The 23,880-nt window shown below is 45.1% G+C and carries 21 protein-coding genes; 10 read left to right on the top strand and 11 right to left on the bottom strand.

Annotation, left to right across the window (positions count from 1 at the left end; genetic code table 11):
* Positions 1-81: 81 nt before the first annotated feature.
* From R7E38_RS03100 to pspF, 6 genes are all read right to left on the bottom strand, one after another.
* Positions 82-873, bottom strand: coding sequence for an ATP-binding cassette domain-containing protein (locus R7E38_RS03100; protein ID WP_005393308.1), 792 nt, complete (start codon positions 871-873; stop codon positions 82-84).
* Positions 870-1,865, bottom strand: coding sequence for an oligopeptide/dipeptide ABC transporter ATP-binding protein (locus tag R7E38_RS03095; protein WP_005378126.1), 996 nt, complete (start codon positions 1,863-1,865; stop codon positions 870-872). The genes R7E38_RS03100 and R7E38_RS03095 overlap by 4 nt, the downstream gene beginning before the upstream one ends.
* Positions 1,865-2,752 (bottom strand): ABC transporter permease subunit, encoded by an 888-nt coding sequence (locus R7E38_RS03090; protein WP_005378123.1) that lies wholly within the window; start codon positions 2,750-2,752, stop codon positions 1,865-1,867. Before R7E38_RS03090 ends, R7E38_RS03095 begins: the two co-directional genes overlap by 1 nt.
* Complete coding sequence (locus R7E38_RS03085) at positions 2,739-3,701, bottom strand: ABC transporter permease (protein WP_226082870.1); 963 nt, start codon at positions 3,699-3,701, stop codon at positions 2,739-2,741. The genes R7E38_RS03090 and R7E38_RS03085 overlap by 14 nt, the downstream gene beginning before the upstream one ends.
* Positions 3,701-5,320, bottom strand: coding sequence for an ABC transporter substrate-binding protein SapA (sapA, locus tag R7E38_RS03080; protein ID WP_226082871.1), 1,620 nt, complete (start codon positions 5,318-5,320; stop codon positions 3,701-3,703). Before sapA ends, R7E38_RS03085 begins: the two co-directional genes overlap by 1 nt.
* A gap of 205 nt (positions 5,321-5,525) precedes the next feature.
* On the bottom strand, positions 5,526-6,533 hold the full coding sequence (pspF, locus tag R7E38_RS03075; protein ID WP_017820869.1) for a phage shock protein operon transcriptional activator: 1,008 nt from the start codon (positions 6,531-6,533) through the stop codon (positions 5,526-5,528).
* A 232-nt stretch (positions 6,534-6,765) separates the two neighbouring features.
* Here pspF and pspA point away from each other — a divergent pair, with 232 nt between their 5' ends.
* From pspA to R7E38_RS03040, 7 genes are all read left to right on the top strand, one after another.
* Complete coding sequence (gene pspA / locus R7E38_RS03070; RefSeq protein ID WP_005378119.1) at positions 6,766-7,437, top strand: phage shock protein PspA; 672 nt, start codon at positions 6,766-6,768, stop codon at positions 7,435-7,437.
* 14 nt (positions 7,438-7,451) lie between these two features.
* Positions 7,452-7,685 (top strand): envelope stress response membrane protein PspB, encoded by a 234-nt coding sequence (gene pspB / locus R7E38_RS03065; protein ID WP_005378117.1) that lies wholly within the window; start codon positions 7,452-7,454, stop codon positions 7,683-7,685.
* On the top strand, positions 7,678-8,067 hold the full coding sequence (gene pspC, locus R7E38_RS03060) for an envelope stress response membrane protein PspC (RefSeq protein ID WP_025766867.1): 390 nt from the start codon (positions 7,678-7,680) through the stop codon (positions 8,065-8,067). Before pspB ends, pspC begins: the two co-directional genes overlap by 8 nt.
* Before the next feature lie 161 nt (positions 8,068-8,228).
* On the top strand, positions 8,229-9,260 hold the full coding sequence (locus R7E38_RS03055) for an efflux RND transporter periplasmic adaptor subunit (RefSeq protein WP_042522033.1): 1,032 nt from the start codon (positions 8,229-8,231) through the stop codon (positions 9,258-9,260).
* 1 nt (position 9,261) lies between these two features.
* Positions 9,262-10,359 (top strand): efflux RND transporter periplasmic adaptor subunit, encoded by a 1,098-nt coding sequence (locus tag R7E38_RS03050; protein WP_005378112.1) that lies wholly within the window; start codon positions 9,262-9,264, stop codon positions 10,357-10,359.
* On the top strand, positions 10,356-13,466 hold the full coding sequence (gene vmeI / locus R7E38_RS03045; protein WP_226082872.1) for an efflux RND transporter permease subunit VmeI: 3,111 nt from the start codon (positions 10,356-10,358) through the stop codon (positions 13,464-13,466). The genes R7E38_RS03050 and vmeI overlap by 4 nt, the downstream gene beginning before the upstream one ends.
* A 72-nt stretch (positions 13,467-13,538) precedes the next feature.
* On the top strand, positions 13,539-14,105 hold the full coding sequence (locus R7E38_RS03040; RefSeq protein WP_017634671.1) for a DNA-3-methyladenine glycosylase I: 567 nt from the start codon (positions 13,539-13,541) through the stop codon (positions 14,103-14,105).
* Positions 14,106-14,129: 24 nt separating this feature from the next.
* Here R7E38_RS03040 and R7E38_RS03035 read toward each other — a convergent pair whose 3' ends face one another.
* From R7E38_RS03035 to cls, 4 genes are all read right to left on the bottom strand, one after another.
* Complete coding sequence (locus R7E38_RS03035; RefSeq protein WP_226082873.1) at positions 14,130-14,990, bottom strand: lipase secretion chaperone; 861 nt, start codon at positions 14,988-14,990, stop codon at positions 14,130-14,132.
* 12 nt (positions 14,991-15,002) lie between these two features.
* Entirely contained in the window at positions 15,003-15,908 is a 906-nt protein-coding gene (locus tag R7E38_RS03030) for an esterase/lipase family protein (RefSeq protein WP_226082945.1), read from the bottom strand.
* A gap of 248 nt (positions 15,909-16,156) precedes the next feature.
* Positions 16,157-17,362, bottom strand: a complete 1,206-nt coding sequence (locus R7E38_RS03025; protein ID WP_318081673.1) for a cystathionine beta-lyase — start codon at positions 17,360-17,362, stop codon at positions 16,157-16,159.
* 210 nt (positions 17,363-17,572) lie between these two features.
* Entirely contained in the window at positions 17,573-19,027 is a 1,455-nt protein-coding gene (cls, locus tag R7E38_RS03020) for a cardiolipin synthase (protein WP_005378105.1), read from the bottom strand.
* Positions 19,028-19,457: 430 nt separating this feature from the next.
* Here cls and R7E38_RS03015 point away from each other — a divergent pair, with 430 nt between their 5' ends.
* The 3 genes from R7E38_RS03015 to R7E38_RS03005 all read left to right on the top strand — a co-directional run bounded on the left by R7E38_RS03015 (position 19,458) and on the right by R7E38_RS03005 (position 22,576).
* Entirely contained in the window at positions 19,458-20,828 is a 1,371-nt protein-coding gene (locus tag R7E38_RS03015; protein ID WP_238853030.1) for a sodium-dependent transporter, read from the top strand.
* An 82-nt stretch (positions 20,829-20,910) separates the two neighbouring features.
* The gene (locus tag R7E38_RS03010; RefSeq protein ID WP_086046635.1) at positions 20,911-21,603 is read left to right on the top strand and encodes a TIGR01621 family pseudouridine synthase; all 693 of its coding nucleotides are present in this window, start codon (positions 20,911-20,913) and stop codon (positions 21,601-21,603) included.
* 31 nt (positions 21,604-21,634) lie between these two features.
* Positions 21,635-22,576, top strand: coding sequence for a class I SAM-dependent methyltransferase (locus R7E38_RS03005; protein WP_226082877.1), 942 nt, complete (start codon positions 21,635-21,637; stop codon positions 22,574-22,576).
* A gap of 213 nt (positions 22,577-22,789) precedes the next feature.
* On the opposite strand, the gene R7E38_RS03000 is transcribed toward R7E38_RS03005, so the two are convergent.
* A complete protein-coding gene (locus tag R7E38_RS03000; protein ID WP_226082884.1) occupies positions 22,790-23,845 on the bottom strand; it encodes a hybrid-cluster NAD(P)-dependent oxidoreductase in 1,056 nt (351 codons plus the stop codon).
* Positions 23,846-23,880 lie beyond the last annotated feature (35 nt).

Here is a 23,880-nt window from a genome sequence, read left to right as displayed (position 1 = left end):
TTTTTGATTAGTACCCATGCAATAAAGAAGCCTGCGTTAAAGCAGGCTTCTTTACATTTGCACGATCACATCTTTGATAAGCTATTTTGTTTGATGGCTTGGCGCTTTATAAAAGTGGCTTTCGACTAGTCGTTGAGTAATAGGATGCTCGGGATGAGTCAGTACTTGGTTGGTCTCGCCAAACTCGACCACTTCACCTTCATGCATCACCATCACTTTATCAGTAATATGCTTAACAATGCCAATGTGCTGAGACACGTACACAAATGACAATCCCATCTCTTCTTGCAACTCGAGGAATAAGTTAATGATCTGTGAGCGCATTGCCATATCCAAACCGTTTAACGCCTCATCAGCGACAATGATGGAAGGTTGAAGAATAAGCGCACGAGCTAAACACACACGCTGTTTTTGACCTGCCGCTAGCATTTGTGGGTAAAAATAGGCGTGTTCAGGCAACAATCCGACTCGGAGCAGGGTGTTCTTTACACGCTGCATGCGTGCATCTGGCGGCATGTTGGTGTTTCGCTTTAATGGGCCTTCCAAAATACGGCCAATCTGGATACGCGGGTTGAGCGATGTGTTTGGATCTTGGAAAATCATGCGAATGAGCTTACAGCGTGTCGCGTAATCTTTGTGCTCCAATCGTTCGCCATTTACACGGATCTCTCCGGAGCTTGGTTCAACAACGCCAGCAAGCATACGAGCTAGTGTGGATTTTCCTGACCCGTTTTGACCAATAAAACCAATAGTTTGTCCTGGCTCTAAAGTAAAGCTTACCGGTTTAACTGCCTCATTAACCTGACGTTTGAACAGACGGGAGCGCGTAACAAATTGCTTCGATAAATTATCGACTTCAAGTAACGCACTCATGACTTTTTCTCCGTGTTCAATGGAAAGTGGCAGTTAAATTTATGATTCTTAATTCGTCTGGTGTGTGGAATTTCTACACATTGTTTCTGCGCATATGGGCAACGTGGTCCGAGGCGACAACCGATAGGCAGATGCTGCAATGGCGGAATCGAGCCCGGTAGGGATTGGAGTTTTTGCTTGTGTGGTACCCAATCATTAAAGTCTGGCATCGCTTTAAGCAAGGCATCTGTATACGGGTGCTTGGGTGCCGCAATGATTTTACTGGTATCGGCAGACTCCACCGACTGACCACAATACATTACCGTAATACGTCCTGCCCACTGTGTTATGGTCGCTAAGTCGTGGCCGATAAGCAGAATGGTTGTGTTATTAAGTTGGTTCATGCGGCTCAACAGACGCAAAATTTGCGATTGGGTAATCGGGTCTAAGTCGTTGGTTGGCTCATCTGCGATCAGCAACTTTGGTTTGGTCGCTATCGCCATGGCAATCATGACTTTTTGACACTCACCATCAGTCAGTTCATAAGGGTAGCTACCCATTAAACGCTTGTGATCTTTAATACCCACTTTATGCAAAAGCGCGATGGCCTGTTTTTTACGCCATTTAAATCGCTCCCACCATTTCCCTTCAAATGCGCGAGATGGAATGGATTCAATCAATTGACGCCCGACTTCCTCTGAAGGGTCAAGACAAGTTGAAGGTTCTTGGAAAATCATCGCAATATCACGAGCAATGACGCGCCGACGCTCTTTTGGTGTAAGCTGAAGCAAGTCAATATTGCCAAGGCGCATACGGTCTGCGGTGATGCGCCAGTTATCTTTACTTACCCCGACAATCGCTTTTGCAACTAAGCTTTTTCCAGAGCCAGACTCACCTACAAGACCACGAATTTCGCCTTCGTTCAAAGTTAGGCTCATTCGGTCAACGGCTTTGACCAACCCTTGAGGTGTTTCGATCTCAATGGTCAAATGTCGAATATCTAACAACGGCATTATTCGATCCCCGCATTAAGCGCTTGACGTACACCTTCACCTACTAAGTTTAGGGTAATAACAGTAAACATGATGGTCAGGCCGGGTAGGGTCACTGTCCAAGGTGCAATATAAATAAGCTCGACAGAGTCACCTAATATTGCTCCCCACTCGGTGCTTGGGGCCTGTGCGCCTAGGCCAAGAAAACCCAGTGCCGTAATATCTAAAATCGCAGCAGAGAGCGCGAGTGTGATTTCAGCGGCAATGACCGTCAGAATGTTAGGAAGAATTGAACTCCACAGTAAGTAGAAATCATTAGCGCCATCAAGGCGTGCTGCCATTATGTAGTCTTTTTCAACTTCGGTGTGGACTGCGATATAAACGGAGCGAATAAAACGCGGAATCAAAGCCAAGCAGATTGCGAGTAAAATATTGAACCCACCAAAGCCTAGAAATGCCACAAAAATGATTGCTAATAAGAGCGACGGGATCGACATGACGGTATCGAGCAAGTGGTTGAGAGTACTCGACAGTAAGCCTTTCGTCATACCTGCCAATACGCCAATTAAACAGCCTACAACGGCAGCAATTGCGGTGATGGCGACAGCAGCGCCAAATGTCAGCTGAGAGCCCATAATCAGGCGCGAAAGAATATCTCTACCTAAGTCATCGGTCCCCAAAAAGTAATCAACCGTTCCTGCTGGGGCCCATGATGGCGGCACAAGCAACTCACCTGACTGTGCTTGGGCGTCAAATGGTGCAAGTAGGGGGGCAAAAATGGTAATAAGGACGATAAACACCAAGCACCACAAGCCAAACATGGCTAGTCCGTTGGCGCGGTAGCTTCGCCAAAAACGCTCAAACTGTGTTGGAATGCGCTCTTCCTGATAAACGTTATTTGTTAGCATACCATTCCTTTCGAACTAAAGGGTTAATCATCGCGCCAATCAAATCCGAGAGTATGTTAGCGGTAAGAACCAAAGTCGCAAGTACCATCACGCCAGCTTGGATAGATGCATAGTCTTGGCTTGCCAGCGCATCTAAAAGCCAACGACCAATACCTGGCCAGTTAAAAATAGACTCCGTGATGATAGCTAAGGTAATCATACTCGAAAGTTGAACACCAACTTTGGGAATGATAGGCGGTATCGCATTCCGCAATACATGTTGAGTTACGATTTCGCGGTTAGAAAGACCTTTGATTCTCGCTGCACGGATGTAGTTTTGGCTCATCACTTCCGCTACCGAGGAACGCATTAGTCCGACAACCTGGGTGGTTGGAGCCAAAGCGAGCACCAAACATGGCAGCACCATATGCTCAATAACGCTTTGCAGTGCATGAGCGCGGTATTCGCCTTTCGCCATGAATGCGTCGATAATGGCAAACCCGGTTACATGATCAATTTCGTAAAGTAAATCATACCGTCCCGCAACGGGAAAGAGTTGGTATTCCAATGAAAAGACCATGATAAGTAACAGAGCTACCCAAAAGATTGGGGCGGAATAACCAGACATTGACATGAATGAAATGCTGGTATCGAGCCATTTACCTTGCTTCATCCCAGCCACGGTTCCAAGTGGAATGCCGATCAAAAGGGACACCAAAAAGGCAAAGAAACACAATTCCAAAGTGGCTGGGAATACAACGGCGAGCTCGTCGTAAATCGCATTGCCGTTTTTACTTATGCCAAAATCGAGTTGAGAAAGGTTGATCAAGTAAGTTTGCCAGCCAGACCAAAAATCAACGTTTGCCCAGTGCGAGAGAGGGTCAAGGCGCAGCAGAGAAAAACCCATTAATGTAAGGATCATCAAAGTGATGATAAATAGGTTAAAGCGTCGAACGGTATACCAAAACATCAGTGAATTCTCTCAACTCTATCAAACGGTTGGGCATTGAAAGGGCTTGATTTGAAGCCTGTCAGCGATTTGTCGTGCACACGGAACTGCACGCCATGCGCCAGAGGAATAACCGGGAACTCTTGATTCAAAATGTTCTGTGCTTGGCGATATAGGTTCAAACGGTAACGCGGTTCTTGAGTTTCTAAAGCCAAATCGAGCAAGAAATCGAAGTCATCGTTACACCACATGGACACGTTAAGGCCAACGCGGTCAGACTCGCAAGATAATAAAGGGCGGAAAAAGTTGTCAGGATCCCCGGTATCACCAATCCAACCAGTTAAAAGTAAATCGATATCGTTGATGTTCTCCAAATCCACACGTTCAAACCTATCATCGGTAAGTAGCGTTAATTTAACCCCAATATCGGCAAAATTCGCTTGGATTAGCTCTGCGGTCTTGCGAGGGCTTGGGTTAAAAGCACGTGGTTCAAGTGGTACCCACATGGTCAATTCTATGCCGTCTTCGTAGCCTGCATCTCGAAGTAGTGCCAATGCATAATTCCGGTCATAACGAATTTTTACGCTGTCTTTTTGATAAGCCCATGAATTAGGTGGTAGCAAGGTATAAGCTTGGGAGCCAGTTCCGTAGTAAACCGAATCTAAAATATTTTGACGGTTGATCGCTAAGTTAAGAGCTTGGCGAACTCGAGTATCACTCAGCGCGGTGGTTTCTGTGTTTATCGCAATAAAGGAAACGTTGTTAGCTGGTGTAGCCGTCAGCTCAAGGTTGTCATTTTCTTGAATGACAGGTATTTGGCTCGAAATAGGTGAAGAGAGTACGTCACACTCGTTTCTTAAAAGTTTAGCTAATGTACCCGTCCCTCTGTGAGAGATATCGAACACCACTTGTTCCATTTTTGCTGGTGACTTCCAGTAATTAGAATGACGCTCTAATCGAATCAAGTCGTTCACTTGGTACTCTTTTAATTGATAAGGGCCGGTACCGATAGGAAGTTGGTCGATTTCTTCTTTATGATCTTTTGCAGCCAATTGCTGTCCATACTCCGCAGACAAGATAACCGCATGGCTGGTGGCAATATTGGCCAAGAAAGAAAAGTTTGGCTGAGATAACGTAAACCTTACCGTATGCTCATCTATTGCAACCACGTCTTGGAGTAGGTTTTGAAAATCTAACCCTGCAAACCATGGATAAAAACCACCACCTACTTGGTGAAAAGGATGGTCTACATCGATGATTCGCTTGAAGCTAAATACCACATCTTTTGCATTCAATGGGCGAGTGGGTGTGAACCAAGGTGTGGTTTGGAATTTAACACCACGTTTAAGCTTAAACGTGTATTCCGTCCCTGATTCATTTACTGACCAACTCTCGGCGATGCTTGCCACGGGCTGATGTGATTTAGGATCGAGCGTGAGCAGCGTATCGTACAGCTGCGGGCTCAGAGCCTCTGCGGTAATACCGCTATCAATAAGCTGAGGGTTAAACGTGGTCGGCTTACCTTGTCCGCAAAACACAAAGCCAGCTTTGCGAATATCATTGTGGTCAATTTCATCGCCACAAGCGGTCAGTAGGCTAATCCCAATAAGGCTCAGCGATAATCTTATAAAAGCATTCATAATATGAAATGTTCATTGGATCTTGCTCGTTTCGTTTGATCTTACTCTTTCAAAGCTAACAAGCGAAAATGATCTCGCTAATTTATCACCTTTGTGAACTCGCTCCAAACATAAAATCCATACACTGTAAGGTGTTATGCCATAAATGCATGCGAATTAGAGCGCAGTCACGAGCTCGTGTATTGATTGAGTTCTCTCGGTCAAGTTAGCTTTGTCCGACCAAACCATATTTTCTAACCATCCCTCGTAATTGGTGATAGCTCAAGCCAAGTAGCTCGGCTGCTTGTCGTTGATTAAACTTGGCTTCTTCCAATGCACGATTGAGTAAATGGATATCTTGTTCCTCTTGCCATTGTTTATAGTCTAGAGGGAATTGGATGGTGTTGCTTGATGCTTCCTCTTCTTGTTGTTCTGCTTGTTTTGCACTATGGCCAAGCGCGCTGTGCCAAACCGTTTCAAAGGGATTGAAAACCAGTTCATCAATTGGGTGAGCATTCAGACCATGTTGGTAAATCGCACGTTCAATCACGTTTTTTAGTTCGCGGACGTTACCGGGCCATTCATATTCAATAAGCGACTGCTGCGCTTTTGGGGTAAAACCGACAAAGTATTCCAGTTGCAGTTCACGACACATTTTCATCGCGTAGTGCTCTGCTAAAGAGAGAATGTCTTCTTTGCGCTCGCGAAGAGGCGGCAACATAATGACATCGAAGGCTAGCCTGTCGAGCAGATCTGCACGAAAATCACCTTGCTCTGCCAATTTTGGTAGGTCGGCATTGGTTGCACAAACAAGTCGAACATCCGCATTGAGAGCGGTATGACCGCCAACTCGCTCATATTCACCATATTCAATGACACGTAATAGCTTTTCTTGAACTAAAAGTGGTGCGGTTGCCAGTTCGTCAAGAAACAAAGTACCGCCCTCGGCGCGCTCGAAACGCCCTTTATGCTTACCTTTAGAGCCCGTGAAGGAGCCGGATTCATGTCCAAACAATTCGGAATCTATTAGCCCTTCGCTTAATGTCGCACAGTTGAGTGATAGTAGTGGTTTATCCCAACGTCTTGATAAATAATGCAAACGCTGAGCGATGAGTTCTTTACCCGTACCTCGTTCACCAATGATGAGGACAGGGCGCTCAATGGGTGCAAGTTGTGATACTTTATCTAGTACAGCGAGAAAAGCAGGTGATTCACCAATCAGGTTTTGCTTCATAAAGTCCTTCTTATTTAACAGCCGAGCCATGATTCAGGGATAGAGTTGGTAAATTTCACCAACAGTTGGTGAAAAACATCATAGCACAATAGTGTGTAACGACAACAAAATGAATAACACTTTGATTTGAAAGAAAATTATAAGTTGGCACGTTACTTGTTATATATTCAGGGAGACACAAGGTTAATCACCACCTTGTCGAGTTTTAATAGGAAAAAAGAGGAGTTCCGTTATGGGTATTTTTTCTCGATTTGCAGATATCGTTAACTCAAACATCAGTGCATTACTGGACAAGGCGGAAGATCCTGAAAAAATGATCCGTCTTATCATTCAAGAAATGGAAGACACACTTGTTGAAGTGCGTACTAACTCGGCTAAAGCGATTGCAGACAAGAAAGAGTTGGCTCGTAAGGTTGAAACGTTAGAAGAGCAAATTGGCGAATGGGGTCAAAAAGCGAGCTTAGCATTAGTTAAAGAGCGCGAAGATCTAGCTCGTGCAGCATTAATTGAAAAGCAAAAGCTAGAGCAAGTAATTAAAGGCCTCCACACTGAGCAAACCTTAGTGGAAGAAACGATCGATAAGCTTACTGGCGAGATTGGTAAGTTGGAAAGCAAAATTGCTGAAACGCGCGCAAAACAGCAAGCACTAGCAATTCGTAACCAAACTGCATCTAACCGTCGTGATGTGCAAAAACACCTGCACACTAGCCGTACTAATGAAGCGATGGCGAAATTTGAGCAGTACTCACGTAAAGTGGATGAAATGGAAGCGGAAGCAGACCTGTATGCTCAAACTGGTAATGCTAAATCGCTAGAACAAGAGTTTGCAGAGTTGCAGGCACAAGACGAAATTGAAAAAGAGTTGGCAAAGCTGAAAGAACAGATGTCATCGAAAGATAAATAAGAAAGGAGCCATTTATGTCGGCATTTTTTATAGCAGGACCAGTGATTGTCTTTTTAATCTTTGTCGCTCCACTATGGCTCTTCTTACACTATCGCAGCAAACGCAAAACAGATAGTGCACTGTCGAGCCAAGATTTAGAGCGGCTTCAGGTACTATCTGAAAAAGCGGAAGCGATGCAGTCCCGAGTTGATACATTGGAGCGCATCTTGGATGCTGAGTCACCAACATGGAGACGCAAGTATGAATAATCGAGAACTGTATCGTGATCCAGTAAATGGCAAAATCTCCGGTGTTTGCGCCGGAATTGCCAACTACTTTGGTGCAGAAGTTTGGTTGATTCGTATTGTAGTGATTTCTGCAGCGCTGTTAGGTGGTACGTTTTTGGTATTGTTAGCGTACATCGCGATGGCGTTTATGTTAGAAAAGCAACCAGTAACGTATTCTGAAAATATCAGAGCGCAGCAAGAGCATACGCTCAAAAGTAAGCCTTGGCAGAAAGGGCAAAGCCCTGATCAACTGCTCAGTGTGTTGGAAAGGGATTTTGACCGTCTTGATGGCAAAATTCGTAACATGGAAGCTTATGTTACGTCTGATACATATAGGGTGAACAGAGAATTCAGTAAGCTCTAGGCATTTTGTATCCAAAGAAGATTTAACTGAAGCAGGCATAAAGCCTGCTTTTTTATCACAAATTACTAATTTTAAAGCACTATTAATCTTTTCTGCTCTGGAAGTTCGTTCAAAATTCATCTACTTTAAAAATAATCCCCCAATTTTTATGGATGAATGTAATGAGAAAATTGCTCATTCCTATTGCCATCTCGGCTGTCTTGTCGGGGTGCGGTAAAGAACTTCCTCCTGTTCCTGAACCTGAATCGCGCCCTGCGAAGCTATTTACAGTATCTGTTGGCAATGCCCAGTTTGAGCGACATTTTCCTGCCACTACGGAAGCTGGCGATAGAGCAGTACTGACATTTCGAGTTCCTGGGCTTCTTCAAACGATAGAAGTGAATGAAGGTCAAGTCGTCAGTAAAGGTGATGTTTTGGCGTCATTAAACCCAGATGAATATTCTCTGCTCGAACAGCAAGCTCGGGCAAATTTTTTGCTCGCAGATGTGCAATACAAGCGATACCAAAAGCTACGTAAAGACCAAGTAGTATCTGAGCAAGATTTTGATGAGGCAAAAGCGAACCACAACTCGGCAAAAGCTCAATGGAATCAAGCAAAGGCAAACTTAAGGTATACCAAACTTTTCGCGCCATATGATGGCACCATTTCGTACATTCCAGCAGAAAACCATGAATATGTTGCCGCGAAAGAAGGGGTGATGAATATTCAGTCCAACCAACTCCTCAAAGTGATATTCCAAATCCCAGACTATCTTCTAAATCGTTACACGCAGGGGAGCGATGTCTCTGCCAGAATGATATTTGATGCGTTCCCCGAGCGAGCCTTTGATTTAACCTTTCAGGAAATCGATACAGAGGCCGATCCTAAAACGGGCAGTTACAAAGTCACGATGGTTATGGAGCGACCAGCAGAAATTGGCCTTTTGCCGGGAATGTCTGGCAATGCTTACCTCCTGTCCAAAAGTGCAGGAGCGACAAAGATTCCTAACTCCGCGTTGCTAGAAGAGAACGGCAAAACATACGTTTGGCGTGTCGATGAGCAAGGCATTGTATCCAAAGCCGCAATTGAGATGAATGACAAAAATCAAGTGTTAGCCGGGCTTAACGATGGCGACCAAATCATTATCTCGGGTGTCAGTGTAATTGAACCCGGAATTAAGGTAAGAGCGTGGATTAAGGAAAGAGGGTTGTAATATGAAAGGAATCATCTCTCTAGCGACTTTACTTTCAACGCTTTTTCTCGTTGGCTGTGGGGATAAGGCGCCAGAAAAAGAGCTCGAAACGCCACGAGTTAGGGTTACGTCATTAGCGGGAAACAAGGTGGACGACAACTTGTACTTCCCTGCGGTTGCGAATGCAGCGGATCGCTCTCATTTGAGCTTCAGAGTGGCAGGAGAAGTCAGCCGCATCATGGTAAAAGAGGGCGACAAAGTCACGAAGGGTGATGTTATTGCAACGCTAGATCCCACGGACTATGAGTTGGATGTAGATAATGCGAGTGCGCGTTTTTCTGTTGTCGACAGTCAGTATCGCCGCTCACGCCCTTTGGTTGATAAAGGCCTATTAGCTAAGTCTCAGTTTGATGAAATTGCAGCACAACGACAAATCGCCTTAGCTGAGCTTCAGTTAGCCAAACTTCGTCTATCATTTACTGCCTTAAAAGCGCCCGTGGATGGGATTATTTCGCGAGTTAATATCGACCAATTCGAAAATGTTCAAGTCGGACAGCATATCGTTAATATTCACAGCTTGGAGCGAGTCGAAGTGTTGATTCAGCTTCCAGACCGCCTCTATGTGAACCAACCGCCAACGGAAGAAAGGCTTACCGCGATCAAAGCATTAGTGCGCGTGCCCAGCGGTAACGAATATAACGCGACGGTAAAAGAATTTACGACTGAGCCCGATCCAACAACAGGTACGTTTACTGTCACACTGTCGCTTCCTATGCCGGAAGAAGAGTACATCCTAGATGGGATGGCTGTTGAAGTAACGTCTAAAGACGAGAATGTTGGGCTTGATCTCAACCTAGGAATTAATGTCCCTATCGAAGCCATTTTTAATGCGGATGGTGACGAGCTGGGGCGCGAAAACAAATTTGTTTGGGTACTGAATGACGACAATACGGTATCGCGCAAACAGGTGCGAGCAGGTAAGGCATCTAAAACGTCCATTCAAATCCTTGATGGTCTCATGCTCAAAGACAAAGTTGTGATTGCCGGTGTTTCTCGATTAAGGGATGGCATGAAAGTGGAAGTGATACAGGAAATGGCTACGCAGGAGGCCGGTCTATGAGCGATCTTAATAAATCAGTGCCTCAAAGTGATGATGATGTGACCGGTATTGCTGCGTACTTCATCCGAAATCGCGTCATCAGTTGGATGGTCGCACTGATATTTTTGATTGGTGGTATCGCCGCATTCTTTGGTTTAGGGCGTCTTGAGGACCCTGCTTTTACTATTAAAGATGCGATGGTAGTGACCTCTTACCCTGGTGCGACACCGCAACAAGTCGAAGAAGAAGTGACGTATCCAATCGAAAAAGCGATTCAGCAGCTTACTTATGTTGATGAAGTAAATTCGATTTCTAGCCGAGGCTTATCTCAAATCACGGTCACGATGAAGAACAATTATGGCCCTGATGATCTACCACAAATTTGGGATGAGTTGCGCCGTAAAGTGAACGACCTTAAAGGGACGTTGCCTCCAGGTGTGAATGAACCTCAAGTGATCGATGATTTTGGTGATGTTTACGGGATTTTGTTAGCGGTGACTGGCGACGGTTATAGCTATAAAGAGCTACTGGATTACGTCGATTACTTACGCCGAGAGCTCGAACTGGTTGATGGCGTGAGTAAAGTTTCGGTATCCGGGCAACAGCAAGAGCAAGTTTTCATCGAAGTATCAATGAAAAAGCTGAGCAGTATAGGTCTTGCTCCGGATACCGTGTTTAATCTTCTTTCGACGCAAAACGTGGTTTCTGACGCAGGAGCGATCAGAATTGGTGACGAGTACATCAGAATTCAGCCGACTGGCGAGTTCCAGAGTGTGGAGGAGCTGGGTGATTTGTTGATTACTGAGTCGGGCGCTCAGGGGCTCATTTTCTTGAAAGATGTGGCGGAAATAAAACGCGGGTACGTAGAAGTACCGAGTAATATTATTAATTTTAACGGAAGTCTTGCACTAAACGTGGGTGTTTCTTTTGCTGAAGGCGTCAACGTCGTTGAAGTCGGAAAAGCGTTTGATCATCGCCTTGCCGAGCTAAAGTACCAACAACCTGTCGGTATCGAAATCTCGGAAATTTACAGTCAGCCTAAAGAGGTGGATAAATCGGTTAGCGGTTTTGTTGTCAGCTTGGCTCAAGCTGTCGGTATCGTCATTATCGTACTTCTGTTCTTTATGGGGCTACGTTCGGGGCTGCTTATCGGTTTAATTTTACTGCTGACGGTGTTGGGTACGTTCATTTTCATGAAGTATCTCGCGATAGATTTGCAGCGGATTTCATTAGGTGCCTTGGTTATCGCGTTAGGTATGCTGGTGGACAATGCCATCGTTGTGGTTGAGGGGATTTTGATTGGTACTCAAAAAGGGCGAACTCGACTCCAAGCAGCGACCGACATTGTTACCCAAACAAAGTGGCCATTACTTGGGGCAACTGTGATTGCGGTAACTGCATTTGCGCCAATTGGACTGTCTGAAGACTCGACGGGCGAATACTGTGGCACTTTATTTACGGTTCTGCTGCTCTCTTTAATGTTGAGCTGGTTTACCGCTATCTCGTTGACACCATTCTTTGCTGACATCTTCTTTAAAGGCCAGAAGATTAAACAAGGTGAAGGGGAAGAAAATGATCCATATAACGGGGTTATTTTCGTTATTTATAAAAAGTTTCTTCAGTTTTGTATGCGTCGTGCTTGGTTTACCGTTGTGGTGCTGATTGCGGGATTAGCGGCAAGTGTTTACGGGTTCACCTTTGTGAAGCAAGCGTTTTTCCCATCTTCGACAACGCCGATTTTTCAGTTAGATGTATGGATGCCAGAAGGAACTGATATTCGAGCAACTAACACAACGCTTAAAGAGTTAGAAAGTTGGTTAGCTAAGCAAGAGCATGTTGACCATATCACGACGACCGCGGGTAAAGGCTTACAGCGCTTCATGTTAACGTACGCGCCAGAGAAAAGTTATGCGGCTTATGGTGAGATAACCACTCGTATGGAAAACTACGAAGCGTTAAAACCATTAATGGCGAAGTTTCGAGAGTATTTAAAAGCCAACTACCCAGAAATCAATTACAAGCTCAAACAGATTGAGTTAGGCCCTGGTGGTGGTGCAAAAATTGAAGCGCGTATTATTGGCTCAGATCCAACCGTCCTTCGTACGATAGCCGCTCAGGTCAAGGACATCATGTACGCCGACCCTCAGGCAACAAATATCAGGCATGATTGGCGTGAACGAACCCAAGTTCTTGAACCTCAGTTTAACGAGAGTCAGGCACGTCGCTATGGCATTACCAAATCGGACGTCGATGATTTCTTGTCCATGTCATTCTCTGGAATGACGATAGGCTTATACCGAGACGGCACGACGCTCATGCCTATCGTGGCTCGCTTACCTGAAGATGAACGTATTGATATTCGTAACATCGAAGGCATGAAAATATGGAGTCCAGCACAGAGTGAGTTTATCCCACTTCAACAAGTCACAATGGGTTACGACATGCGTTGGGAGGACCCTATTATTGTACGTAAGAACCGTAAGCGTATGCTCACTGTGATGGCAGACCCTGATATTCTAGGTGAAGAAACCGCATCGACATTGCAAAAACGCTTACAGCCCCAAATCGAAGCGATTCAATTACCACCAGGTTATTCCTTAGAGTGGGGTGGTGAATACGAATCTTCTGGTGATGCTCAAGAGTCGCTGTTTACTACCATGCCAATGGGGTACTTGTTCATGTTCTTGATCACTGTATTCCTATTTAACTCTATCAAAGAGCCACTCATTGTTTGGCTTACCGTACCGCTGGCGTTAATTGGCGTCACCACTGGTTTGTTGGCACTCAACACGCCGTTTGGTTTTATGGCATTGCTCGGCTTCTTAAGCTTATCGGGAATGGTGCTCAAAAATGGCATCGTATTACTGGACCAAATTGAAATTGAAATGAAGTCCGGTAAAGAGGCTTATGACGCGGTCGTTGATGCTGCGGTAAGTCGCGTCCGTCCCGTTTGTATGGCTGCTATCACGACGATCCTTGGTATGATCCCACTGTTGCCAGATATTTTCTTCAAACCAATGGCGGTTACGATTATGTTTGGTTTGGGTTTTGCGACAGTCCTGACACTGATTGTCGTGCCAGTGTTGTATCGTTTGTTCCATAAAGTGGCAGTACCGAAACAGGCTTAGTGCTACTGATATAACGATGAAAAATATCGCGCCTCTAGCTCATCAGTTAGAGGCGCTTTTTAAGGAAGAATAATGACAGAACAAAAAACGTGTGCGTGGGCGATGAATCACCCATTAGAGCGCGAATATCATGATTCCGAATGGGGCGTGCCAGTATATGACGACCAAGTCCTGTTTGAATTTATTACTTTGGAAGGTGCGCAAGCTGGTCTTAGTTGGATCACCATCCTTAAAAAGCGCGAAGGTTACAGAGAAGCGTTCGAGAATTACGATCTAGATGCGTTGGAACAAAGAAATGAAGAACGCGCTGAATACATCGTGGAAAACTTCGATGTTGTAAGGCATCGCGGAAAGATTAACTCGGTTTTCAGTAATGCCAAAGCGGCCAAAGCGTTAATTGCTGAATACGGAAGTTTATCAGACGCGTTGTGGCAGTTCGTGGACGGCGAACCAATCATTAATCAATGGCAACATATGAGTGACGTGCCAGTTTCGACAGAGCAATCCAAAGCCATGAGTAAATTCCTAAAAAAGAAAGGCTTCAAGTTTGTCGGTGAAACCATCTGTTATGCTTTCATGCAAGCCGTCGGCATGGTGGATGACCATATCGTTGGATGTCCTAAAAAGCAGAATAAGTAACGTTTGGCTATTAAGCTAATGTTGTTAGTTCTGGCTATCATGAATACGTTCCAAAGCTTCGATTCGACGCCATTGAGTGGCATCGAAGCTTTGTTTTCTTAAAGCAATGATTTCTGCCTGTTTTTCGTCTTGCCCTAGAAAATCTCTATTCAGAATATTTTGACGCTGCTTTAAATAAGTGGCGAGTTGAGTCTCAAATGATGCTCTTTGCTCATCAAGCTTTTGCAGCCTCTGCGCTCCGGCATCTCCTACCAGAGCAACACGGGCGATGTACTTGTCTTGTGAATCAAGCTGAGAAGCTTGCTCGAGCTGCTTTGCTAATGCGTTATTGCGTTCACTTTCTCGTATGTAATCCGGTTGTTCTGATAACGCTTGATTGAGAAGGTGGATCTGACTCTCGATATCCGATGCCTGTGTTTTAATCGTCAGCTTTTCTAAAGCAAGTTGGCGAAGTCGGTTTTCTTCGTCAAACAATTGGGTTATCTGCGCCTCGCTAAAGTATTGAAGCTGTAAGTTCAGTATTGCTTCATTCAGCATGGTTAACTGTTCAAGCGTTAGGTGATTGTGCTCAAAAGGCTCTAATGCAGAGAGTGCTTGCTTGTAGGAAAGGTAGGTTTGAAAAAGTTTGGCATCAATATTCAGAGTTTGCTTTGCTAAAGTGTCATCATTGACTTCCGCTTTGATCGTATCGAGATCTTCTTCGCCCAGCCGGCTAAGAGAATATTCGAAGAAATCTTTTGGAGAAGAGACATCGGCGGCTATATCTTGCTGAGATTGCGAATGGTTAGAGGTTATCTCTTGTTGTTTGTCGCTTTGCAACAGAGAAAGCGCTCCCACGCCAAATATCGAGAGCAGGATAAAAGTGGTGAGAGCGACTTTCTTCATTGTGATGACCTCTTATAAACCTTGAAGTTTGAGACGATTTGCATGTTGGCGATAAAGCGTGACTGGATCGGTTTCAAAAAGATGATGAATACCGAGTAGACCGTTAATTTCATCCAAATGGTTCATTTGATAATCATCACGTATGACTTTGCCTAAATGTGTGCTGCACGCACCAACTAAGCCATCATTCGGCCCATCAAAGGCTAAGCCAAGTACCATCATGGCAGCGTCAGTCGGATCGAAAACGTTTGTAAAAGTGGATGATCCGGTCCATGAGTAGTAATAAACGCCATTTGAAGCTAGCAAGTCGCCATTACCACATTCACTGGTAGGGACTCCCTCCGGGTAGCGTTGGTTAAACGCTAATGATCCTTCCGTGGTTAATGCTGCTAGTGAGGCTAAAGGGTCTTGGTCGAGAGCAGAACCACCTGATAGAAGATTAATAAGAGTAGTTAAGCCTTGCGCCAGTTTTACCGCGAGCTGCTCACTACCCGAACCCTCAGATACGGTGCCACGAACTAAATCTGCCACTTTAGACCCTTTATTAACGCCACCTATACTCGTAACTGATGCGACTAGGTCAGGACGGACAGAGGCAACATAGCGCGTTGTTGGACCACCATGACTGTGACCAATGAGATTGACTTTCTCTGCGCCTGTTGCTGCAAGTAAGGTTTCTACTTGAGCAAGCAGTTGCTCCCCTCGAACTTCGCTGCTATTGGTCGCGGATACCTGTGCAACATAAACCGTAGCGCCATCTTTTGTTAAGGAATGTGGTATTCCGAAAAAGTAATCTACGCCTGCGAGGGTATCAAAACCAAATAATCCATGAACCAGAACAATCGGATACTTGGTTTGGGTATAACCTGTTGCAGCGGATACGGAGGTTATTGGGACGGTAATTAAGGTAAAAAGCATTAGCGCTATAAATTTGAGTTTCAAAACTATCTCCTTGTGGTATGACCTCTTATGAATGATAAAAAGTAGGAGAGAAACTCTAAATTTGGAAAGCCTATTTGTGGCACATTATTTCATTCTGTGACTGCTCAATTGAAAAACAACACAAATGATTAACATTAATTAATGGTTCGGGTGAATGTTAGTTAATTCTAATTAAGTCAGGGAGTTATAAAAACGCCCCGCAATGCAGGGCGATTCAATCATTGTTATAGGGAGACTTCTTTTTCAAGCATTAAGGCGTTATAACGCGCAAAACCAGCCTCTAAATCAGCGATCAAGTCATTTACGTCTTCTAAGCCAATATGAATACGAACCAAAGTACCTTCAAAGTGTGGGTGAGCTACGGTTCTTAGGCTGTTAAAACTCTTAGGTTCGTTAGCTAGAATGAGGCTTTCATAACCGCCCCAAGAGTAACCCATACTGAAGTGTTTCATACCATCAAGCAGAGCCGTCGTCGCTTTTGGATAAGACGTTTTGAGAACAAATGAAAACAAGCCGTTTCCACCTGTGAAGTCTCGTTTGAAAAACTCATGGCCAGGGCTTGTTTCTAAAGCTGGATGGCGGACATGATCAACTTCTGGGCGAGAAGCGAGCCACTGAGCGACTTTTAAACTGCTTTCTGCGTGCTGTCTTAGGCGAACATCCAACGTGCGAATACCTCGAAGACCTAGGTATGCGTCGTCAGGAGAAACGCACTGACCCATCAGGTAGCTTTGTTCACGAAGCTGATCCCAATAGTTTTCAGAAGCCACAGCAGTACCTAGCATGACATCTGAATGTCCAACGATATACTTAGTTGCCGCTTGAATGGAAATGTCTACGCCATGCTCGAAAGGAGAGAAGTTCACGCCAGCTCCCCATGTATTGTCTAGCATCACGATGATATCTTGCTCATGGGCAATGCGTGCTAATGTAGGTACATCTTGGACTTCCATGGTTATTGAACCAGGAGACTCCAAGAAAAGGACTTTGGTATTCGGCTGAATCAAGTCTCGGATACCTTCACCGATCATTGGGTCATAATAGGTGGTTTCGATGCCCATTTTCTTCATGATGGTGTTACAAAAGTCACGAGTTGGTTCGTAACAAGTGTCCACCATTAGAATGTGATCGCCAGTTTCAACGAAAGAGAGGATGGCATTTGAAATTGCTGCCGTTCCACAAGGGTAAAGCGCGCAACCAGCTCCACCTTCAATCTCAACCATTGCGTCTTGGAAAGCAAAGTGCGTGTTGGTGCCTCGGCGACCATAAAACAATGTTTTGTTTGCACGATTAATGGTGGCTTGGTTCTTTTCTGCAACGGTATTGAATACCACGGTTGAAGCGCGTTGAACGGGTGGGTTTACAACACCATTTGTCCACTTTTTATCGCGGCCAGCGGTAATGAGTTTGGTTTTTTTTCCCTCTGACATAAAAGTTCCCTGTCTTAAATATTGCGGTTTTGAATATTTAAAACATGGACGACGTAGGTTATGCAAGGGAAAAGTCAACTATCAGCCAATAACAGCCAAGATGAACAGGTAATGATGTCGAGAGGTATCGTGTAGATAGGGAGCTAAAAGAACAAACCTCCAGCAGGATGCATGTAGCGCTGGAGGTTTTTAGTCGGTGTATTTGAGGTATTAGAGGAGTGGATTGAAGAGATAGAACACTCGCTCTAAGAACCGAGAAAATAGGCTCCTTTTCTCCCATTCTTCCAATACAACAGTGTGAGATTGCTTAATATAGCTATCTTGTAACCAAGACATTTGCTTGGTGAACTCTTCGTCATCAACGGCGAGGGTCACTTCGAAGTTCAGCCACAAGCTGCGCATATCCATGTTTACGGTGCCAACTAAACAGAATTGGTCGTCAATTACGACAGATTTTGTATGCAGCAAACCACCATAAAACTCATAAATCTTGACCCCTGCACTCAAGAGCTCACTATAAAAAGCGCGTGACGCCCATTGCACCATCATAGAGTCATTTTTATGGGGAATAATGAGTTCAACGTCAATGCCTCGTTGTGCTGTCATCTTTAACGTTTCGAGTAAATCAGCATTGGGCACGAAATATGGTGTTGTGATTCGTACCGAGCGATTGGCTTGGTTTATTGCCAATGTTAATACTTGATAGATCAGATATTCCGGCATACCTGGGCCAGAAGGCACAACCTGAATAGGGTGTTGGAATTCACTCTCATCGATCTTGCATTCAGGTAGTCTTGGTAAATGACGTTCGCCAGTTTCGACTTCCCAATCCCAACAGTGGATGGCACTCAATACGTTTACCGTTGGTCCCGTAATGCGAACCATGATGTCCACCCAATGCCCGACGCCACTGTTTTGCTTGAAGTAAGCCGGGTCAACCAGGTTCATTGAACCGGTATAAGCAATTTCATCATCAATTACGATGATCTTGCGATGTTGGCGAAGATCAAGACGACGTAAGAAAATACGCCACATCTTCACTTCTAGCGCTTGAATAACTTCAATTCCAGCATCCTGCATCATTCGATACCAAGGACTTCTGAAAAAACGTGGACTACCTGCTGAATCGAGCAATAGTTTGACATCTACGCCGCGTTTAGCCGCTTGAATAAGCGCAGAAGCGACAGAGTCAGCCAAACCACCCGGATGCCAAATGTAGAATACCATTCGAATACTGCTCTGCGCGTTTTCGATGTCTTCAATAATGGAATGCAAAATCTCATTAGGTGACTGTTGCAGCGACAATGTATTACCGCTCAATGCGGGAAGACCAAGGCGGTTGTTACAAAGTTCATCAATTCGGTAGATGTGCCTTCCCATCGTTTCTGGGTTGTGCGCGTTACAGTCGTTAAGCTGACTGAACCACTTCTCGAATGGTGTAAACATCTCTTTCGCACGTTCGGCTCGCTTTCTGCCTAAGTTCAGTTCACCGAAGAGGAAATAACATGCGACACCCAGAACGGGAAGGATATAAATGATCATTAGCCAAGCTAAAGACACGCTCACTGCACGGCGCTTTAAAACGACACGAATGGTCACACCTGCGACCAGTAACCAATATAGCCCGATGCCAGCTAAAGTAAGAAAGTGATAAAACTTGTCCATATACGCTCAGAGTAATATGCCCTTCTAGGATATTAAGCATAAAAGTGGGTTGGGGGAATAGATTTCCCATTTAGACGTGGGATTGACCTTATATGAGGAACGAATTTCATAACAGCTGATTCTGTTATTTTAATGTGAAAAATAAGGTCATTCTTTAACTTTTGAACAAAAAAGCAGCATTTAACCTGCGTAACTCGACACTTGTGCGATAAATGTACTTTTTTGGGGTTCCAATTTTAAAGGGGAGCTGCTTTACTTTCTAGATATAGTGCGTCGAACGCTTATTTTATAAGTGTACAATAATTTTTACATAAACTTTTTAGACGCCTATCTCTATGCATACACAACAAACTAATTTTGGAGAAAAAGCGTGGCTACAACTAATACAGCAGCACCACGTGATACGTGGGGGTCTAAACTAGGCTTCGTAATGGCAGCAGCGGGTTCCGCTGTCGGTTTAGGCAATATATGGAAATTCCCTTACACAGCAGGTGAGAGTGGCGGCGGTGTATTCGTTGCTATCTATCTTATCTTTGTAATTTTTATCGGCTTTAGCGTGATGCTGACAGAGTTCGCTATTGGTCGTAAGACAGGTCTTTCTGCCGTAGGTGCATTCAAAACAACTGACCGACGCTGGACGTTCACTGGCGTTATGGGAGTTTTCAGTGGTCTTTTGATCATGGGCTTCTACCCTGTGGTTGGTGGTTGGGCATTGGCCTACATCTTTAAAGTGGGTGGTGGTCTACTCAGCGCGCCAGAAGCAATTGGCGACAGTTTTGGCGGTTTCATCTCAGATCCGATTCAACCTTTAATGTGGATGGGTGTTTACCTGTTCCTTAACGTCATGATCGTGATGAAAGGGATTTCGGGTGGTATTGAGAAAGCCGGTAAGGTTCTGATGCCGCTTCTGTTCTTAATCCTAATCGTTGTTTCTGTTAAGGGCTTAATGCTGCCAGGTGCAATGGCTGGCCTTGAGTTCTTATTCATGCCGGACTTTTCTAAAGTCGACAGCAACGTGGTTCTTGCTGCACTAGGACAGGCGTTCTTCTCACTTAGCTTAGGTATGGGTTGTATGATGACGTACGGTTCTTACCTGAAGAAGAAAGAGAACCTAGTTCAAACAACCGGTATGGTTACAGCGATGGATACTGGTGTCGCGATTCTTGCTGGTGTTGCTATGTTCCCAGCAATGTTTGCCTTTGGCATGGAGCCTGCAGCAGGCCCTGGTCTTGTATTCGTTGTCGTTCCTCAGCTATTTGCTGAAATGGGCGGAGTGATTGGGTTGCTATTCGCGTTGCTATTTTTCATCGGTTTGACGGTGGCGGCATTAACTTCTTCAGTATCACTATTGGAAGTTGTCGTGTCTTACCTAATCGACGAGAAAGGCATGAAGCGCTCTAACGCAGTTCTGTCTGCAAGCGCAGTTATGGCGGCATTATGTATTTTTGCGTCACTATCGTTAGGTGGAATGGGACCAACGCTGTTTGGTACCGGTGCCTTTGATATCTTCGACTTGCTAACGGACAAAATCTTCCTAGCGGTTGGTGGTATGTTGGTTTGTATCTTTGCTGGATGGCGCCTAAGCCGTGCTGAGCTAGAAAAAGAGATCACTAATGACGGCGAAGTATCCTTCCCGTTATTTGGATTGTGGTACAACCTAGTTAAATACCTGATTCCTGTTGCGATTGCTATTGTTGCCTTCATGGGGATTAAGTCTGGCTTTGATAGTGGTAAAGGTGAAATCATGCTGCTGGGTATCGCAATCATTGGTCTTGCTGGTATTTTCTCTAGAAAGCTCTAGCTCAGGCCTTAGGGCAAGCCTCGATAGCTTTGTCCGATAACTTATGTATACTGCTGGCTCCAAACGTGGAGCCAGTTTTTTTATGTTCGATATTCTACATACCCATCCCGATTTTCTGATCATCAATAAGCATCCCAACGTCTCTGTTCATAAAGACGATGGCGACACAATGCTGCTGCAAGAAGTGGCTAAGCAGAGTGGTGATCAGCAGCTCTATCTTATCCATCGCTTGGATAAAATGACATCGGGTATTCTGCTCCTCGGACGCAACGCCAAAGCGGCCAGTGCGTTATCGCAAGCCTTCGCTGACCGCCAAGTAGAAAAGTTCTACCTAGCGATTGGCTCTAAAAAGCCGAAAAAGAAACAAGGTTTGGTCGTTGGTGATATGGAGCGTTCGCGCCGTTCATCATGGAAGCTGGTCAACAGCAAAAATAACCCAGCCGTCACCCAGTTTTTCTCTCTTGCGGCAGAGCCCGGAGAGCGCCTATTTTTATGTAAGCCACACACTGGTAAAACGCATCAAATCCGCGTGGCATTAAAATCGGTTGGCTCAGGTATTGTTGGCGACCCGATTTACAATGCAGGCAATGAGGCTGATCGCGGTTACCTGCATGCATTTTCACTTTGCTTCCAATACCGAGATGAGCAATATCGCTTTGTTTGCGATCCACGAGAATACCAAGTGCTGGGTAACAAATGGCACAATGAAATCGTCTCTCAGGGTTTGGATACTTGGCTTTCCCCTTGGGAACTGAGCTGGCCTACGATCAAATAACCGTCACAAAGAAAACTAATAAGAGAACTCGATGCAAGTATCACAACTTCCGCTGTTTTTTCAGCATCTAGAAACCGAGCTCGCGCAAGCTCCGAACGAAATTCGTCGACTGTTTCATGGTCGTGGTCGTCGTTTTGAGGGCCTAGAGCAAATCACCTGTGACTGGTTACAAGGTCAGTTGATCATCAACTTGTTTAAAGAAGTCGACGACGCGTTTCTCGCTGAGCTGAAAAGCGGCCTCAATGCGTTGGCACAATCACAACTGTGGGCAGATAAGCAAGGTCGCACTATGGTTCTTCAGCACCGTTATGCCGATGGTGCGCCTTCAGAAGTGCTTGTCGGTGAATTAGACGCTCGCCCTGTCGTTGAAGAAAGCGGTTTGAAATACCAATTGGATATTGGCCGCAACCAAAACTTCGGTCTGTTTTTGGACATGCGCTACGGTCGTGATTGGGTACGCGAAAATGCGAAGCATAAGAACGTGCTTAACTTGTTTGCTTACACCTGTGGCTTTTCTGTCGCTGCCATTGCGGGTGGCGCAGATAAAGTGGTTAACGTCGACATGGCGAAAGCGTCGCTGTCTAAAGGTCGTGAGAACCACAAGCTAAATGGTCATAACATCAACCAGGTAAGCTTTATGGGGCACGATATCTTTAAATCTTGGGGTAAGATTAAGAAATCTGGTCAGTATGACTTGATCATTATCGATCCGCCTTCATTCCAGAAAGGCAGCTTTGCGCTGACTAAAGATTACAAAAAGATTCTACGTCGATTACCGGATTTGTTGGCAGACGGCGGTCAAGTGATGGCATGTGTGAACTCGCCATCTGTGACAAGCGACTTCTTGATTGAAAGCATGAAAGACGAAGCGCCAGAGTTGACATACCGTGAGCGTCTGGATAACCCACCAGAGTTTATGGACGTAGACAGCGAAGCAGCATTGAAAGTGTTGCTGTTTAGCGAGAAGCAATGACGACGAAACGAAAGTTGTACCTATCTATAATACCAGCCGTTTGAGTACGGCTGGCATTTCCACGATACCCCGTTAATCTGAATAGCGAGACGCGAGTGTGATTCAGAGTCTATTATCAGAGTGAGTTATTCCTAACACGCTGATATTAGATTCCTGACCTCGCCTAGGCTCGTCGGAATGACGGGAAACAATAAAAGATCGATACCAGCAGCATTAACCGATCTGCACTTCAAGATCCGCTTCGATGGTTGATGAGCAGGCGAGCACATAGCCTTGTTCAATTTCTTCTGGCGTCAATGTTTCTAGGCTAGTGGAAGAGACGTTGCCTTTACGAACCTTGCATTTGCACGAGCCACAAATCCCGCTTCGACAAGCGACGATTAATGGTAAACCTGCGCCTTCGAGCACATCGGCCAGTACCTGACCTTTTTGAGCATCGATGCTTTGAGCAAAATCAGGAACAGAAACGTTAACCGTCTCATCGGAGACCGATGATTCTGCGCCAGTCGCTGGCGTAAAACTCTCTTGGTAGAAGTTCGTCATGTCAAAACCAAGGTCATTCAAATAGCCGTGAACATCTTGCATAAACTGGCTTGGACCACACAGGTAAACGGTGCGCTGTTTGAAATCAGGAACAAGCTCTTTAAGCCAGTCGGCATTCAAACGACCTTGTGGGTGCGATGTTCCTTCTCGGTTTTTCAGCAACAGCTTTAAATGGAAGGTGGGATACACAGCGTCGAACGTTTCTAGCTGGTCGTAGTAAATCGTCTCTTCTGGGCTGCGTGCGATATGAAGAAATGCGATGTCCACATCGTTGTCGTTTTCATCTTGATTACTCAGCCAGTGTTTTGCCATCGAAAATACGGGCGTGACGCCGCAACCTGCACTGATAAGCAAGGCTTTTGTTTCGCCATCACGTAAAACGGGTGGATGGTCAATGCAGTTAAATTCGCCCGCTGGTGGTAATGCTTGAACGGTATCACCAAGCAGCAGCGAGTCAACGATGTAGTTCGATACTTTACCGCCAGATACTCGTTTGATGGTGAGTTGAAGGTGATCGTCTTCATTGATAGAGCTGATTGAATAGGCGCGAAACTCCATTTTTCCATCAATTTCCACGCCTAAGTTAATAAACTGGCCAGGCTTAAACTGAAACAGAAGTGACTCGGTTAGTTCAGCCAATTTGATGCTGACGGTGTCGTGTGTTTCGAAGTATTTGTCGATGCAACGGAGTGTGACGGGTTGGTTACCTTGCCATTCAAAAAACATAACAATCTCTTTGGTTGTGGCTATTTTTAGTTCGA

It is taken from the genome of Vibrio sp. Vb2131 (assembly GCF_033338535.1).
In the GTDB taxonomy this organism is placed as follows: Bacteria; Pseudomonadota; Gammaproteobacteria; order Enterobacterales; family Vibrionaceae; genus Vibrio; species Vibrio alginolyticus.
The sequence above is the reverse complement of the archived record's forward strand: the minus strand, read 5'-3'. Positions and strand labels throughout refer to the sequence as shown.

Excerpts from the sequence above, each read along its gene's own strand:
- R7E38_RS03100 (WP_005393308.1), bottom strand. The coding sequence starts at position 873 with ATGAGTGCGTTACTTGAAGTCGATAATTTATCGAAGCAATTTGTTACG.
- R7E38_RS03095 (WP_005378126.1), bottom strand. The coding sequence starts at position 1,865 with ATGCCGTTGTTAGATATTCGACATTTGACCATTGAGATCGAAACACCT.
- R7E38_RS03090 (WP_005378123.1), bottom strand. The coding sequence starts at position 2,752 with ATGCTAACAAATAACGTTTATCAGGAAGAGCGCATTCCAACACAGTTT.
- R7E38_RS03085 (WP_226082870.1), bottom strand. The coding sequence starts at position 3,701 with ATGTTTTGGTATACCGTTCGACGCTTTAACCTATTTATCATCACTTTG.
- sapA (WP_226082871.1), bottom strand. The coding sequence starts at position 5,320 with ATGAATGCTTTTATAAGATTATCGCTGAGCCTTATTGGGATTAGCCTA.
- pspF (WP_017820869.1), bottom strand. The coding sequence starts at position 6,533 with ATGAAGCAAAACCTGATTGGTGAATCACCTGCTTTTCTCGCTGTACTA.
- pspA (WP_005378119.1), top strand. The coding sequence starts at position 6,766 with ATGGGTATTTTTTCTCGATTTGCAGATATCGTTAACTCAAACATCAGT.
- pspB (WP_005378117.1), top strand. The coding sequence starts at position 7,452 with ATGTCGGCATTTTTTATAGCAGGACCAGTGATTGTCTTTTTAATCTTT.
- pspC (WP_025766867.1), top strand. The coding sequence starts at position 7,678 with ATGAATAATCGAGAACTGTATCGTGATCCAGTAAATGGCAAAATCTCC.
- R7E38_RS03055 (WP_042522033.1), top strand. The coding sequence starts at position 8,229 with ATGAGAAAATTGCTCATTCCTATTGCCATCTCGGCTGTCTTGTCGGGG.
- R7E38_RS03050 (WP_005378112.1), top strand. The coding sequence starts at position 9,262 with ATGAAAGGAATCATCTCTCTAGCGACTTTACTTTCAACGCTTTTTCTC.
- vmeI (WP_226082872.1), top strand. The coding sequence starts at position 10,356 with ATGAGCGATCTTAATAAATCAGTGCCTCAAAGTGATGATGATGTGACC.
- R7E38_RS03040 (WP_017634671.1), top strand. The coding sequence starts at position 13,539 with ATGACAGAACAAAAAACGTGTGCGTGGGCGATGAATCACCCATTAGAG.
- R7E38_RS03035 (WP_226082873.1), bottom strand. The coding sequence starts at position 14,990 with ATGAAGAAAGTCGCTCTCACCACTTTTATCCTGCTCTCGATATTTGGC.
- R7E38_RS03030 (WP_226082945.1), bottom strand. The coding sequence starts at position 15,908 with ATGCTTTTTACCTTAATTACCGTCCCAATAACCTCCGTATCCGCTGCA.
- R7E38_RS03025 (WP_318081673.1), bottom strand. The coding sequence starts at position 17,362 with ATGTCAGAGGGAAAAAAAACCAAACTCATTACCGCTGGCCGCGATAAA.
- cls (WP_005378105.1), bottom strand. The coding sequence starts at position 19,027 with ATGGACAAGTTTTATCACTTTCTTACTTTAGCTGGCATCGGGCTATAT.
- R7E38_RS03015 (WP_238853030.1), top strand. The coding sequence starts at position 19,458 with ATGGCAGCAGCGGGTTCCGCTGTCGGTTTAGGCAATATATGGAAATTC.
- R7E38_RS03010 (WP_086046635.1), top strand. The coding sequence starts at position 20,911 with ATGTTCGATATTCTACATACCCATCCCGATTTTCTGATCATCAATAAG.
- R7E38_RS03005 (WP_226082877.1), top strand. The coding sequence starts at position 21,635 with ATGCAAGTATCACAACTTCCGCTGTTTTTTCAGCATCTAGAAACCGAG.
- R7E38_RS03000 (WP_226082884.1), bottom strand. The coding sequence starts at position 23,845 with ATGTTTTTTGAATGGCAAGGTAACCAACCCGTCACACTCCGTTGCATC.